Annotated in this window: 18 protein-coding genes and 1 pseudogene; 11 read left to right on the top strand and 8 right to left on the bottom strand. The window is 65.9% G+C overall.

From position 1 onward, the window contains the following. Positions 1-2: 2 nt before the first annotated feature. Both AB0L63_RS29680 and AB0L63_RS29675 read right to left on the bottom strand, forming a co-directional pair. The gene (locus AB0L63_RS29680) at positions 3-392 is read right to left on the bottom strand and encodes a VOC family protein (protein WP_364507494.1); all 390 of its coding nucleotides are present in this window, start codon (positions 390-392) and stop codon (positions 3-5) included. Then, positions 392-706, bottom strand: coding sequence for a metalloregulator ArsR/SmtB family transcription factor (locus AB0L63_RS29675; RefSeq protein ID WP_364507443.1), 315 nt, complete (start codon positions 704-706; stop codon positions 392-394). Before AB0L63_RS29675 ends, AB0L63_RS29680 begins: the two co-directional genes overlap by 1 nt. 62 nt (positions 707-768) lie before the next feature. On the opposite strand from AB0L63_RS29675, the gene AB0L63_RS29670 reads away from it, so the two are divergent. The 4 genes from AB0L63_RS29670 (at position 769) to AB0L63_RS29655 (ending at position 3167) form a co-directional block, all read left to right on the top strand. Then, positions 769-1455: a hypothetical protein gene (locus AB0L63_RS29670; RefSeq protein WP_364507440.1), complete on the top strand. Its 687-nt coding sequence runs from the start codon at positions 769-771 to the stop codon at positions 1453-1455. A 93-nt stretch (positions 1456-1548) separates the two neighbouring features. Beyond that, the gene (locus AB0L63_RS29665) at positions 1549-1770 is read left to right on the top strand and encodes a hypothetical protein (RefSeq protein WP_364507437.1); all 222 of its coding nucleotides are present in this window, start codon (positions 1549-1551) and stop codon (positions 1768-1770) included. Positions 1771-1939: 169 nt separating this feature from the next. Further along, positions 1940-2380 carry an SRPBCC domain-containing protein gene (locus tag AB0L63_RS29660; RefSeq protein ID WP_364507434.1) on the top strand — a complete coding sequence of 147 codons (441 nt, stop codon included), beginning with the start codon at positions 1940-1942 and terminating at the stop codon, positions 2378-2380. A 1-nt stretch (position 2381) separates the two neighbouring features. Then, positions 2382-3167 (top strand): metalloregulator ArsR/SmtB family transcription factor, encoded by a 786-nt coding sequence (locus AB0L63_RS29655; RefSeq protein ID WP_364507431.1) that lies wholly within the window; start codon positions 2382-2384, stop codon positions 3165-3167. 50 nt (positions 3168-3217) lie between these two features. Here AB0L63_RS29655 and AB0L63_RS29650 read toward each other — a convergent pair whose 3' ends face one another. Then, the gene (locus tag AB0L63_RS29650) at positions 3218-3373 is read right to left on the bottom strand and encodes a hypothetical protein (protein WP_364507428.1); all 156 of its coding nucleotides are present in this window, start codon (positions 3371-3373) and stop codon (positions 3218-3220) included. Between the two features lie 24 nt (positions 3374-3397). Between AB0L63_RS29650 and AB0L63_RS29645 the strand changes: the two genes are divergently transcribed. From AB0L63_RS29645 to AB0L63_RS29630, 4 genes are all read left to right on the top strand, one after another. Next, positions 3398-4054, top strand: a complete 657-nt coding sequence (locus AB0L63_RS29645; protein WP_364507425.1) for a metalloregulator ArsR/SmtB family transcription factor — start codon at positions 3398-3400, stop codon at positions 4052-4054. Then, positions 4044-5342, top strand: coding sequence for an MFS transporter (locus AB0L63_RS29640; RefSeq protein WP_364507422.1), 1299 nt, complete (start codon positions 4044-4046; stop codon positions 5340-5342). Before AB0L63_RS29645 ends, AB0L63_RS29640 begins: the two co-directional genes overlap by 11 nt. 32 nt (positions 5343-5374) lie before the next feature. Beyond that, positions 5375-5473 (top strand): Tn3 family transposase, encoded by a 99-nt coding sequence (locus AB0L63_RS29635; protein ID WP_364507419.1) that lies wholly within the window; start codon positions 5375-5377, stop codon positions 5471-5473. Between the two features lie 160 nt (positions 5474-5633). Further along, positions 5634-6014 (top strand): hypothetical protein, encoded by a 381-nt coding sequence (locus AB0L63_RS29630; RefSeq protein WP_364507417.1) that lies wholly within the window; start codon positions 5634-5636, stop codon positions 6012-6014. A 274-nt stretch (positions 6015-6288) separates the two neighbouring features. Here the strand turns inward: AB0L63_RS29630 and AB0L63_RS29625 are convergent, their stop codons facing one another. After that, positions 6289-7089, bottom strand: a complete 801-nt coding sequence (locus AB0L63_RS29625) for a TetR/AcrR family transcriptional regulator (RefSeq protein ID WP_364507414.1) — start codon at positions 7087-7089, stop codon at positions 6289-6291. Between the two features lie 75 nt (positions 7090-7164). Here AB0L63_RS29625 and AB0L63_RS29620 point away from each other — a divergent pair, with 75 nt between their 5' ends. Next, positions 7165-7479, top strand: coding sequence for a DUF1330 domain-containing protein (locus AB0L63_RS29620; protein ID WP_364507411.1), 315 nt, complete (start codon positions 7165-7167; stop codon positions 7477-7479). Between the two features lie 160 nt (positions 7480-7639). On the opposite strand, the pseudogene AB0L63_RS29615 reads toward AB0L63_RS29620, so the two are convergent. The 3 genes and pseudogenes from AB0L63_RS29615 to AB0L63_RS29605 form a co-directional block, all read right to left on the bottom strand. Continuing rightward, positions 7640-7771, bottom strand: a pseudogene (locus AB0L63_RS29615) (hypothetical protein); the annotation flags it as partial. 148 nt (positions 7772-7919) lie between these two features. Further along, positions 7920-8405 carry a carboxymuconolactone decarboxylase family protein gene (locus AB0L63_RS29610; protein ID WP_364507409.1) on the bottom strand — a complete coding sequence of 162 codons (486 nt, stop codon included), beginning with the start codon at positions 8403-8405 and terminating at the stop codon, positions 7920-7922. Beyond that, on the bottom strand, positions 8402-9481 hold the full coding sequence (locus tag AB0L63_RS29605) for a dihydrodipicolinate reductase (RefSeq protein ID WP_364507406.1): 1080 nt from the start codon (positions 9479-9481) through the stop codon (positions 8402-8404). Before AB0L63_RS29605 ends, AB0L63_RS29610 begins: the two co-directional genes overlap by 4 nt. A gap of 482 nt (positions 9482-9963) precedes the next feature. Here AB0L63_RS29605 and AB0L63_RS29600 point away from each other — a divergent pair, with 482 nt between their 5' ends. Beyond that, the gene (locus AB0L63_RS29600) at positions 9964-11268 is read left to right on the top strand and encodes a tetratricopeptide repeat protein (protein WP_364507404.1); all 1305 of its coding nucleotides are present in this window, start codon (positions 9964-9966) and stop codon (positions 11266-11268) included. Here the strand turns inward: AB0L63_RS29600 and AB0L63_RS29595 are convergent. Then, positions 11189-11767: an NADAR family protein gene (locus tag AB0L63_RS29595; protein WP_364507401.1), complete on the bottom strand. Its 579-nt coding sequence runs from the start codon at positions 11765-11767 to the stop codon at positions 11189-11191. The two genes, AB0L63_RS29600 and AB0L63_RS29595, sit on opposite strands and share 80 nt — an antisense overlap. A gap of 48 nt (positions 11768-11815) precedes the next feature. On the opposite strand from AB0L63_RS29595, the gene erm reads away from it, so the two are divergent. After that, a complete protein-coding gene (erm, locus tag AB0L63_RS29590; RefSeq protein ID WP_364507398.1) occupies positions 11816-12613 on the top strand; it encodes a 23S ribosomal RNA methyltransferase Erm in 798 nt (265 codons plus the stop codon). Positions 12614-12712 lie beyond the last annotated feature (99 nt).

Raw genomic sequence — 12712 nt, 5'->3', positions numbered from 1 at the left:
CCTCAGCCCTTCAGCTGGGCGATCTGGATCAGGTTGCCGCAGGTGTCATCGAGCACCGCGGTGACCACCGGGCCCTGCTCGAGGGGCTCCTGGGTGAATTGCACGCCGAGCCCGCGCAGCCGCTCGTACTCGGCGTACAGATCGTCCACAGCGAACGAGGTGAACGGAATTCCGTCCTCGACCAGCGCCTGCTTGAACGGCCGGACCGCGGGATGCCCATCGGGCTCCAACAGCAGTTCGACGCCGTCGGGTTCCTGTTGTGAGACGACGGTCAGCCAGCGCGCCTCGCCGAGCGGAACTTCGGTCTTCTTCACGAAGCCGAGCACCTCGGTGTAGAAGCGCAAGGCCTTGTCCTGATCGTCGACCAGAACACTCGTGATATTGATGCGGATCATCGGTCCTCCTTGAGCCAGCGGTGGGTGAGCCGCCGCAATGGTTCTCGATTCAGATGGTGGAACTTGTACCGGCCGTCCCGGCGTGTAGTCACCAGACCGGCTGCCGCCAGCACATCCAGATGCTGTGATACCGCCTGCCTACTCGAGGTGAGCTGGTGGCCCATGGTGAGCCGCGCGCAGAGCTCGAACAATGTCTGACCGTCGCGATCGGCCAGTTCGTCGAGGATCGCCCGACGCGTGGGATCGGCCAGCGCTTTGAAGACATCGCCCTTCACGCCCTGACGATAGGCAAGTAACAACTTGCCTGTCAAGTGAAGTTCGGAATCGAAAACAAGGCGCGCGAATGTGTCGGGGGCCGAGTTAAATTGGGTTGATGAGCTATGAGTTCGTGGTGCTACCCGCGGGCGCGGCGGCATCGCCGGGGGACGTACTTTCTTATTTTCGATCCAGACGCGGGCAACCCGCGGATGACCACCTCTACCAGACCGTCATCGTCGGACTGCACGGCTGGAACAGCCGAATTCCGGCCACGGCTCGGCATGCCAGGCTGCGGATCGAGGCGGCCGGAGATTCGGTGCGGGTCACCGCCGCCGACAGCATGGATCGCCGCAGGACGCGCGGCTCCGCCATGGACTACACCGCGCCCCGGATACGTGAACTCATCGAAGCCCTCATCGCGGGCTTCGCCTATGAAATCTACGATGCGCGAACGAACACGTTGACCAGCCCCGAAGTTCGCCGCCGCGCCTCGATCGATATCGGCGGTGAACGCACATATTCCTCACTCGCCCAGCGCGAGATTTTCGACTGGGTCCGCCAACTCCATCTGTTGGCCGCAAAGCCATTCCTGATTGCTACAAAGCGAAACGACGCAAAAAGTTTCATCCAGACCTACCGCAACTCCGCAACCGACTACACCGTCGAAATCCACCACCCGGTCCACGACCAACGCCTCCGCGCCGCGGTGACCGACGGCGCGATCGTCGCCCAACTCATCTGGGACTGGGCCTGCGACGAGTGGGAACGCCTGGACGCCATCGATTGGTCGCCAGCGGACTGAAAAAGTCAGCGCCACTGGTCAATTCGCGCAGCGGCTGTTCGCCGGTTGATATCGGGGCAGGGGCGCATCGGCCGGAAATCTGGCGGTAGAGCGTTGATTCGGCGAGCGGTGTTGCGCTGTGAGCGATTTCATGTCGCAGTGATCGACAAGGACGTTCTCGACGCTGTCTCGGGAGGATCTGGAGCGCTACTGGCGCGGCTGCCGGCGTTCATCCGCGCCCACCTCGGCCTGGACGGGCGCTACAGCTTCGTGCTCCCGGACCTCGATGGCCGACCGCGCCCCCTGCACAACCCCGACGCCCCCGACGAAGGGTGAAGCAGGCATTCGATTCGACCGTGCCTGCCGCCGATCCCCCGGACCCTGAAACGCAACCCGGTGACTGGTGAGGTGCGGGCACGACGCCGGTCGCGGTTGACAGGCAGCCAGTCGGCTGCATAATTGTGATAGGCAGCCGAATGGTTGCCTATCCCAGAGGAGGATCACCATGGCTGACATCCGGCACCGTGTGGGCGTCTACGCCCCACAGCAGAAGGTTTACGACACAGTGAGCACGCCCGAGGGGGTGTCGAAGTGGTGGATGCCCACGAGTGGCGACGCCGAGAAGGAACTCGAGTTCGGCGGCGGGGAAAAGCCCGTCCTCACCGTGCGAGTCGCCGAGCTCGTCCCGGGTCAGCGGGTGGCGTGGGATTGCGTCGACGGTCCGGCCGAGTGGGTCGGCACTACGATCACGTTCGACATCTACCCCGGACCCGCCGCGGAGGAGACGGTCGTGAAGTTCACCCACGCGAACTGGCGTGAGCCGGTGGAGTTCATACACCATTGCTCCACTCGGTGGGGGCAGTTCCTGTTCAGCCTGAAGAACGGGCTGGAAAACGGCGGCTGGCAGCCTGTCGCAGTGATGCCCCTCGCCAGCAGCTGGAGTTGAGTTGCTGACCGCGCCCGCGGACGAGGTCTTCCGGGCCCTGGCCGACCCGACCCGGCGCCGGCTGCTGGACAGTCTCAACGCCCGCAGCGGTCAGACACTGCGGGAACTGTGCGCCGGGCTGGACATGGCCCGACAGTCCGTCAGCAAGCACCTGGCGGTCCTGGAGCAGGCCACCCTGGTCACTGCGGTGTGGCGGGGTCGGGAGAAGCTCCACTATCTCAACGCCGCGCCGATCAACGAGATCGCAGAGCGATGGATCAACCAGTACGACCGGGCCCGCGTCGAGGCCCTGGCGGATCTGAAACAAGCCTTGGAAGGGACCCCCTTGGACACGACCGGCAACCCTGAATTCGTCTACACCACATATATACGCACCACACCGGAACGATTGTGGCAGGCGCTGACGCAGCCCGCCTTCACGCGGCGGTACTGGGCCGGATACACCTTCGAGTCGGACTGGCGGCCTGGCTCGACCATCGTCGTGACGACCGGCGACGGCCGTATCGCCGATGACCCCGAACAGGTTGTCCTGGAATCCGATCCGTTTCGCCGCCTCGCCTACACCTGGCACAACAAGACGACGTGCGACGGGGGGGCACCGGAGCCACGCTCCAAGGTGGCCTTCCACCTCGAAGACACCGGCGGCCTGGTGAAACTCACCGTCGTCCACGACGGCTTCCTGCCGGGCAGCAAAGTACTGGAGAGCATCAGCGGCGGCTGGCCGCGCGTCCTCGCCGACCTCAAGACCCTGCTGGAAACAGGCGAGCTGGCCGACCCGGTTCGGTGACGCGCGCCGATCGCGGGCCGCGCTCGAACACGATGATCCGGCGCCAGACTTCAGCGGTTGTCGCGCCGCGCGGCGGGGTCGGTCTCGGCGTGCCAGCGGCCCAACGCCTCGGCGGACACCTTCGCGTATTGGCTGCGCACCGAGGTGTGCCCACCCACCGAGGAGGGTGTCGGGTAGCGAATCAACCGGTCGGGTTGGGTGCGCACGATGCACTGCTACTCTCCTATTCCGTGGAATCATCGAATAGCGGGAAGGTGATGGTCTTCGACGCGTTTGCGAGCGTGGTCAAGGCTATGAGCAGTGGCCGGCGACTGGAGTTGATCGAGTTGCTGGCACAGGGTGAGCATTCGGTGGACGCGCTGGCGCGGATGACCGGGATCACGGTGACGACGGTTTCGTCGAATCTGCAGACCCTCAAGCACGCGGGGCTGGTGGCCACCCGCCGGGCGGGCACCACTATCTACTACCGCCTCACCGACGACGACGTCGCCGAGTTGTATGTGGCGGCGAAGAAGGTGGCGTTGCGGCATTCGCCCGGATTGCGTGAGGCGGTCAACACCTATATGGCCGCCGCCGACCCGCGCGGTGTGGCTGCGGGGGTGCCGGTGATGACCGAGGGCATGACGGTGGTCGATGTGCGCCCGCGTATCGAGTTCGAGGCCGGTCACGTGCCGGGCGCGATATCGATCCCGCTCGATGAACTGCCCGACCGCTACCGGGCGATCCCGGCCGACACCGGGGTGCTGATCTACTGCCGGGGCGAGTTCTGCCGGCTGGCCCGCGAGGCCGCCGCCTGGCTGAGCGAGCGCGGGATCGAGGCGACCGCGATGGACGAGGGAATCATGGAGTGGCGCGTCAGCGGAGAGGTTGCGCTCGATGTCGTGTGATGCCGCCGTCGGCACCTCGCCGGTCATCGGTCAGGCTGCGCGGGCGCGCCTGCAGCGCCGCACCCTGGTCGTGGTGATGGCTAGTCAGGTCCTCGGCGGTGCGGGGCTGGCGGCCGGGGTGACAGTGGGCGCGCTGCTGGCCCAGCAGATGCTCGGCGGCGACGGCGTGGCCGGTGCGCCGGCGGCGCTGTACACCCTCGGTTCGGCCGCGGCGGCGCTGCTGGTGGGCCGGGCTTCGCAGCGTTTCGGCCGCCGGATCGGGCTCGGCGCGGGATTCGCCGTTGGCGGGCTGGGCGCGCTCGGGGTGGTGGCCGCCGCGGTCGCCGACAACATCGTGGTCTTGTTCGCAGCGCTGTTGGTCTACGGCGCGGGCACCGCCACCAATCTCCAAGCACGTTACGCCGCAACCGATCTCGCGCGTCCGACCGAGCGTGGCCGCGCGATCAGCGTCGCCATGGTGTCGACCACTCTAGGCGCGGTCGCCGGACCGAACCTCGTGCAACCCCTCGGACGGCTCGCCACCACGCTCGGGATCCCGGCGCTGGCAGGACCGTTCCTGCTGGCCGGAATCGCATACCTGGCCGCCGGGGCGGTGCTGTGGCTGCTTTTGCGCCCGGACCCGCTGCTGATCGCCCGCCGCGCCGAGAACAACATCATCGAACAGGCGGATTCGACGGTCGAGCGAGCACCCGCAGCGGGGAGTGCGGTCCCGCCGCCGAGGGCAGGGGCGTGGGTGGGAGCGGCGGTGATGGTGCTGACGCAGGTCTCGATGGTCGCGATCATGACGATGACGCCTGTGCACATGCGCGCCCACCATCACGGCCTCGGGCAGGTCGGGCTGGTGATCGGCGTCCACATCGGGGCCATGTATTTGCCTTCGCTGGCCACCGGCGCGCTGGTCGACCGGATCGGGCGCATCCCGATGGCGGCCGCGGCCGGTACGACGCTGCTGGCCGCCGGGATCACCGCTGCGGCGGCACCCGGAGATTCACTGGTGGGGTTGATCGTGGCGTTGGCACTGTTGGGGCTGGGTTGGAACTTCGGGCTGATCGCCGGAACCGCGCTGGTGGTAGATGCGACCGAGCCCCGCAACCGGCCTCGTGTCCAGGGCAGTATCGACGTCGCGATCGCCCTGGCCGGCGCCGGTGGCGGCGCGGTCTCCGGGGTGGTCGTCTCGGCCACCGACTACGCCACCCTGGCCCTGTGCGGCGGATTCCTGTCGCTGGCATTGCTGCCGGTGCTGTGGTGGACCCGCCGCGACCATGCGCCACTGTCCCGTAATCCGTAGGCACACAGTCTTTTCGCAGCCTGCATCGTGCCGTGCGGGCGTGGGAGGCCGTCTACATCATCGATGGGTTGCTGCGCAACGACTCCGACGTGCAACCGGACACGATTCACGCCGACACGGCCCCGAACTAAGGGTGTCCACTGCGTGGGCACGCTGGGCGGAACAGCCCACGGCGGCACTGCCGCTGTCACTCACCGCGGTACCGGTTCTGCTCGTGGTCTTCGCGATCACGGCGACCTGTGAGGGGGCTGGACCGCATATGCCACCGAGCCGTTGCAGCAGCGCTTTGGCATGCTGCGGACCGGGTTGGGGCTGGGTGTGTATTGGGCCGCCTGGCATCTGATTCCGCTGCTACAGGCCGGGCACCCGGCGACCTGGATCGCGGGCTGGTTTCTCGGCACTGTCGCACTTCGCGTCCTCATCGTCTGGCCGCACGTCCGAACCGGACACGGAGTGAGTGCCGCGATCCTGATGCACGCCATGGCCAACGTGATCGACGTCTGCACCCCGGGGTTGGACCGGCCGATCAGCACGATCACCACCGGTGTGGTCACGGCCGCGGTGGCCGCTGCCGTGGTGTGTTTCGGGTGGCTACGAGCCCGTGACCAACGATCTTGTGGAAACCGCCGTGGTGAGCGTGTCCAGGCCCAGCGCACTGGCGGGCTCACGTAATCAACTCCCGCGCGGCGCACGTCGGCCCGATGCCCGCCGACACCCAGGCCGCGGACAACAGCCATTCTGGCTCGTCCACGAGGGCGCGACAGCACGGCGGGCCGACTGAGGAGATCGGACGCCCGCGCACACCGGCGCTGTTGACCAGATGAATGCGGGGTGGTCTGTCGCCGACGACAAACGCGACGAGCGATGTTTCGGGCGACGCTGGCGGGAGCGAGGAGGTGCCCGCAGCGGCGCAAGGATTTGCCCACGGCGGTAGCACGGAGTCTTCTTATGTGGCTCTCTGCATCGGTTCGACCTGATGGGCCAGACCTTTGCCTGGCTCGGACTGGTCATCGCGGCAATGGTGCTCGGCGAGACCGAGTGACCTGACCAGGTCGAGCATTTCGGCGTGGTGCAACGCAGCGGGGTTGCGTGCAACGGGGTGGATGTGACCATCGATCTCCAGGGCCACCAAGCCGTGCATGCGGCCCCAGACACGTAGCGCGAGCGCCGCCGCGGCCGGCGGCACGTCCGGGAGATCTTTCCGAATTTTCGCGACGTAGTCGGGGTGAAGGTCGGACCAGGAGGTTTCCTCGGGTTGGCAATGCCGGGCGTCGAGCCATGCGGCGGCCACCAGGCGGGTCAGCTCGCGGCACACCCGGCGCGCGGTCTGGTCCACCGGCCCGTCCTCGGGGGGTTGATAGCCGGGGACGGGGTGTCCATAGAAGAGCCGGAAGCTCTCCGGATGAACTAGCGCCCATTCTCTCAGGGCCTGGCCCCAGGCCACCAGCTTGCCGGCGGGGTCGGTGTCGGGCACGGCGTTTGTCGCGGTCTCCAACGATTCCGCAAGTGATGTAGCGATTCCGCTGATCAGCGCGGTGATCAAGTCGTCCCGGGTAGGGAAGTAACTGTAGATTGCGCGTGGGGTCATCCCCATCTCACGGGCGATGCCGCGCAGTGAGATCGCCCCAGGCCCCCCGTCGGCCATCTGCCGCAGCGCGATGGCCCGGATCTCCCGAGAGGTCTCCGCTCGCAGTCGCTCCCGACGGCTCTGCGCACGCACGCCGGGTTCGTTATCGATCTGGCCCACCTTGACAGGATACAGGGTATCAATACTCTTATGCGTGCCATTACTACACGCCGTGTCCGAAAGGTGGTAGATCACATGCCTGCTTATGTCATCGTTAACGTCGAGGTACTTGACGAGGAGGCCGGCTGGGCCTATGCCCCCGTCGCCCAGAAGTCGATCCTCGACCATGGTGGCCGCTACCTGGTCGCAGGCCCCACGCCCGAACCCGTGGAAGGTAGTTGGGACTCACCCCGAATGCTGGTCATCGAGTTTCCCGACATGGATCGGATTCGGCAGTGGTACAACTCCCCGGAGTACCGGCAAGCCCGGAAGATACGGGAAGGCAAGGCTCGGGTGCAGATGCTGTTCGTCGAGGGCTCACCACCCGAGGGCTTCTCCTTGCCGGCCTAACTGGGCGAGATGGGTGTTTCGGAGGCGGGCGAGTCTCAGGGACACAGCTGCCGAGGTTTCGGCCCCTTGGATACATGCCGCTTCCACCGATCGAGTGTGAAGGAATCTCCGGCTCAGGAGCAGAGGTAACCGCGACGTCGACGGTGAAGGCGACATCCCACAACCGCACGGTGCCGTCGGAACTGGCGCTGGCCAACATGCGGCCGTCGGGACGGAACGCCACCGAGTTGACCCAGCCGGTATGACGGGTGAGGGGGCCACCGATCGGTTGACCCGTATCGGCATCCCACAACCGCCGGCCAACGCGCGCCGCTTCGAAAGAAGCACACGACCGCGCTGGATCAACCCGAGTAAGGTGCTCGGCTCGGCGGACATGGCACGACTCAAGGTCGCCAAACCCGGCTCAGAAACCTATTTATCTCTGGGACGAAGTCATTCGCCTACGACGAATGTCCAGGCAGTACACACACCGTGTCCAGCCCGAGCACATGGTTGAGCCGCCCGAAGGCCAACCACGACCCGATGCTCATACTCAATTCGACGATTTCGGTCTGGCTGTAGTGCGCCCGCATCCGATCCCAGAACTCGTCATCGAGATTGTGGTGATCGGTGGCGTAGCGTTCGGCGTATTCGGCGGCCAGCCGGGTGCGATCGTCGAACAGCTCGGTGGTGCGCCAGTTGGTAACCGCGTCCGCGAACTCCGGCTCCACCTTCTGACCGTCGCGTTCGGTGCGCCAATCCAGGCAGAAGATGCAGCCGTTGACCTGCGCGATCTTCAGTCGCGCCGCCTCGAATTCGCGCAGTCCGAGGGTGGAATGCGAATACACCGACAGCGAGAAGTTCGAGGCGGCAAGGCCGATTCCGGGCACCATCTCGCCCCATACGTAACCGATCGGGTCCTTGCCCTCGGGTATGTCGATGATCATGTGTGTTTCCTTCCGAGCTTGCCGACTGCGGGGCGCAGTGGGACATCGAGGGCGTCATAGAGTCCGGGTTCGGCGTCGACGAGCCAGTCGATGGCATTCACCAGTCGGCCGACCGCGGTGGCATTGCCGCCCGCGGAACGGTTTCCGTCCTCGTCGGCGGCCTCGATGGTGATTTCGATGCGTGGGTGGCCCTCGATGAGCACGCGGTGCGCGCCCTCGCCGTCCGGTGGCGTCGGCCAGTCCGGTGCGCAGGACCGGTCGATCCGAGTGACGTGCTCGATGATGATGCGTGCCTCGCCCGCGACGATCCCCTGCACCTCGAAGCGCAACGCGCCCTGCGTACCCGCCGCGAACTCCCCCATCCGCTCGGTGGTCACCGTGGCGTCGAGCGCGCGCCGGTCCAAGGTTTCGCTGATCTCCTCGAGCTCGACGCCCAGCGCCCGCGCCATCAACCGAATCTGGCCGCCCCACACCATGGTCGGGACGCCCGGCGCCACCATCGGCGGCAGATAGTCCATCGGCTGGCCCATGCCGACCAGATAGCGCACCGAATCAGGCTGGTCGTAGGTGGTGTAGTCGAAGATCTCCTGGCACCGGATCGCATCAACGGTGCTGCCGAGTCCGCTCATCAGCAGCGGTAGCACATCATTGCCCCAGCCGGGATCGACACCGGAGACGAATAGCGACCCGCCGCCCCGCGCGACGGCCGCGAGCACCGAATCGCGCATTTCGGGTGGGGCGCTGCGTGGATCGTAGAGCGCGTACAGCGCCGGAGTGACGACGACCGCGCCGGACTCGATGGCCCGGACGATGTCGCCGAGCGCGTCATCGGGACGGATATCGCCCGATGACGCGTACACCACGGCCGAAGCGCCGCCCGCGAGGGCCGAATCGATATCGGCGGTTGCCGGGATACCGAGGTCGTAGTCGAGTCCCGCGAGCCGACCTGCGTCGCGGCCGACCTTATCCGGATTGTGGACGAGCACGCCCGTGAGTTCCAGCGCCGGGTGCGCGTCGACGGCGCGGATGGCCGCGCGGCCGACATTGCCGGTGCCCCAGACAATTGTGGGGATCATCGGGTGAGCGTAGCAAGCGCTTGGTTCGGTAACCGCGATTCTCGGAATTACGCAGTGCGACTGGCGAATTCGCGCCGCCATTTCGCCGTTTTGTAGCGGACCAGGTAATCGGCGAAACGTAACTTCGCGCGCACTGCGCGGTATTCTGCGCCGCGCTGACCCGACACTCGCCGGCCAGTTCCCCTAACTGGCACCGGTATTGGCGGAACTGCGCATCGACCACCAACTGGTCGCCGACGCCCTGAACAGACTGACCGTACTGCTCAACTTATCGGGCACAATGGCGATTCCGTGCGGCGCGAACTCGACGGACTGGCCGCCGTACCACAACGGGCGAGGAACTTTTCGACGTCACGGTCGGGTGAATCGCATGCGGTGCACCCGATACTGACACGCCTACCACATCCGAGGCGGGTACGGTGTTACCGGCCGGACCGTGAAGACAGGGGCGAGGAAACATCGGTGAAAGGTCGGGGCACAATATGAATCAGTCGTATTCGCACTGGTATGCCCAAAATTCGCCGGACAACCTACCGCTGGCCGCCCGCTATCAATCCGCCGACCCGATCACCTGGAATGGCAGCCTGATTTACCCGATGTACACCGAACAAGTCGGGCCCGCGCCGATCAGGGTCACCATGACGCTGCTGTCCGCGGCACCACCCGCGGGTCTGCGCGGACACGGTATCGGACTGTCGGTGGTCGACGGGCATATCGGCATCGATGGCAGAAGCCTGGCTGGTGTCGATGTGTGGAGCGATGCCCTCGCCGCCGGCGTCACCTTCGACGTGGTCCCGACCGATCCGAATGCACTATTCTCGCTGACGCCGGTCTGGGTCGACGGGTTCGGCGCACAGAAATCCTGGTCCGGCAACTACGGCATTCTCATCGAGCAACCACCTGACGGCCGAATCACCCTCTGGTGCAGTGTCGGCGAGGGCCCACCGAATTTCGCCAACCTGGTGGTCGAGGTGGAGACCGCGAGTTTGTCGGCCGTCGCAGTCCCGGACCCGGCTGCCGCGCCCCAACCGCCATGGCCCGCAGAACCGCGACAGGACAGATCCGCGCAGCCGACGCCACCGACTCAGCCGCAGCAAGCCGTATCCACTACGCCTGAGCAGCCTCGACTCCCCGAGCCGCCGCAGCCGACACCCCCTGACCTCGAATCGGTGCGTTTCCCGGAACCGCTGCGAACGACCTTCGCCCGCCCTGAGCTTCCGGAGGCAGAGCAGACCACACCGCTACCCGCGCATACCCGGTTCGAGGAGCCGTCGCCGACAATCGAAGAGCATATGCCGGTAACGCCACAACCGGCAACGGATTCCGACTATGCCCGGCTCTCGGAACCAATGAAGCCCGCGCAACCACAACCGCGTACCAACGATGCCGACCGCGGTTATCGCGCCGCTCTCTACGATCTCGGCATCGCCATGTTCGGATGCGGTGAGGAGGAACAGGCGTGCGGCCTGTGGGCACAGGCGGCCGAGGCCGGACACGCCGGCGCCGCCTACGACCTGGGCGTCGTCCTGTTCAATCGCGGTGAACTCGGCGATGCCGAGCGCTGGTGGCGCACCGCGGCCGCGCGCCGCGAATCACGCGCCATGGCCGGACTCGCCGACCTTCTCGAACATCGGGGCAATCACGATGAAGCCAGGGCTTGGCGTGCCTGCGCAGCCGAGGAGCAGACCGACGAACACGATCAATCGGTCATTTCGGCTGAGCGGCAGCGGAATTCGCCGCCGCCAGCTGAGCCCTGGCAACCATCAGCGCGAAGCCGAGCAGATTGAGTCCACGCCAGGCGGCGGGATTCTCGGCTCGCGGATCGTCGTCGGTAAGTCCGATCCCCCACACCTGGTCGACCGGACTGGCCTCGACGAGCACGCGTTTTCCGGTGCCGAGCAGGTACTGCTTCAGTTCTTCGTGCTGACCGAATTTCGCCACACTTCCGGTCACCACGATGTCGAAACGGCTTGCATCCCAGATGATCTCGCTGAACCCGCGGACTCTGCGGCCGAGGCCCTTCGCCTGCTTGGGATGTCCGGCCGCGAGAATCCGCTCGGCGACTTCGGTATCACCGAAAGCCATCGCCTTGCCCCACATCATGTAATGCTCGGCCGTGGCATAGGTCAGACCATCGACGACGAACGGTGCGGGCCACCATTGGCTCAGGCATCCGCAGCCGATACTGCTGTCGCGCTGCGGCTGGTGACCCCAGAATCGCAGGTATTTCACCCGGCCGCCGCTTTCGGCGACAGTGATCAGGTCGGGAACCGAGCGCACCATCATGAGCGACAGTGTGCCGGATACCCCGACAAGTTCGCCTCGATTTTCGCAGTGCGATCGCGTGACGACCGAACTGGCGGAATCGGCTCCGGCAGCATCCGCAAACAGCTATCGCAGAACTTCCTCACCGATATCCCCGTGGCGCGGAGGCTGGTACGCGCGGCCGGTATCAGCGCCGATGACCTCGTCGTGGAGATCGGCCCCGGCGATGGCATGCTCACCGGTCATCTCCTGAACAACGCGCACCGCGTCCTCGCCTATGAAAAGGATCGCCACTACGCCGCGAAACTCCGTGCACGATATGCAAGCGACCGCCGAATTCACGTGCGCCACGCCGATATTCGCGAAATCACCCCACCCCGAGAACCATTCACGGTCGTCGCCAATATCCCGTTTGCCGCGAGTACCGATATCGTGCGGTGGTGTCTGGCGGCACCGAAGCTCACTTCGGCGACATTATTGACCCAATGCGAGTTCGCCCGCAAATACGCCGGGGACTACGGGCGCTGGACCAAACTCACCGTCACCCAATGGCCCACCGTCACAATGGAATTGGACGTCAGAGTCCATCGCTACCACTTCCATCTGATACCGCAGGTCGACGCCGCTGTCCTGCGACTGCGCCGACGTGAACAACCACTTCTCACCCGTCAGGAACTCCACGGCTACCACCAATTTGTGGAATTCGGCTTCTCCGGCCTCGGCGGCTCCCTCGCGGCCACGCTGCGCCAGGCCGCTCCGGCTCCGAAGGTCCGAGCGGCCTGCACCATGGCCGGAATCGCCCTCGATGAGCCGGTCGGCCTCATCTCCCCCGACCGCTGGCTCACCCTCTACCAGGCATTGAGCTAGCAAATCAGTTGCCCAACTCGGCCGCCATCCGGGTATCGGCGCAGCTGCGATGCGCAGATGGCGCACCTCGCTCGGGTTCCGGGGGCGACGGTCGCGGCG

It is taken from the genome of Nocardia sp. NPDC051990, assembly GCF_040680755.1.
Taxonomy (GTDB): domain Bacteria; phylum Actinomycetota; class Actinomycetes; order Mycobacteriales; family Mycobacteriaceae; genus Nocardia.
The sequence above is the reverse complement of the archived record's forward strand: the minus strand, read 5'-3'. Positions and strand labels throughout refer to the sequence as shown.

What these genes read in the sequence shown, in the direction of transcription:
- AB0L63_RS29670 (WP_364507440.1), top strand. Translation starts at nt 769, where the DNA reads ATGAGCTATGAGTTCGTGGTGCTACCCGCGGGCGCGGCGGCATCGCCG.
- AB0L63_RS29660 (WP_364507434.1), top strand. Translation starts at nt 1,940, where the DNA reads ATGGCTGACATCCGGCACCGTGTGGGCGTCTACGCCCCACAGCAGAAG.
- AB0L63_RS29640 (WP_364507422.1), top strand. Translation starts at nt 4,044, where the DNA reads ATGTCGTGTGATGCCGCCGTCGGCACCTCGCCGGTCATCGGTCAGGCT.
- AB0L63_RS29630 (WP_364507417.1), top strand. Translation starts at nt 5,634, where the DNA reads ATGCTGCGGACCGGGTTGGGGCTGGGTGTGTATTGGGCCGCCTGGCAT.
- AB0L63_RS29620 (WP_364507411.1), top strand. Translation starts at nt 7,165, where the DNA reads ATGCCTGCTTATGTCATCGTTAACGTCGAGGTACTTGACGAGGAGGCC.
- AB0L63_RS29610 (WP_364507409.1), bottom strand. Translation starts at nt 8,405, where the DNA reads ATGATCATCGACATACCCGAGGGCAAGGACCCGATCGGTTACGTATGG.
- AB0L63_RS29605 (WP_364507406.1), bottom strand. Translation starts at nt 9,481, where the DNA reads ATGATCCCCACAATTGTCTGGGGCACCGGCAATGTCGGCCGCGCGGCC.
- AB0L63_RS29600 (WP_364507404.1), top strand. Translation starts at nt 9,964, where the DNA reads ATGAATCAGTCGTATTCGCACTGGTATGCCCAAAATTCGCCGGACAAC.
- AB0L63_RS29595 (WP_364507401.1), bottom strand. Translation starts at nt 11,767, where the DNA reads ATGATGGTGCGCTCGGTTCCCGACCTGATCACTGTCGCCGAAAGCGGC.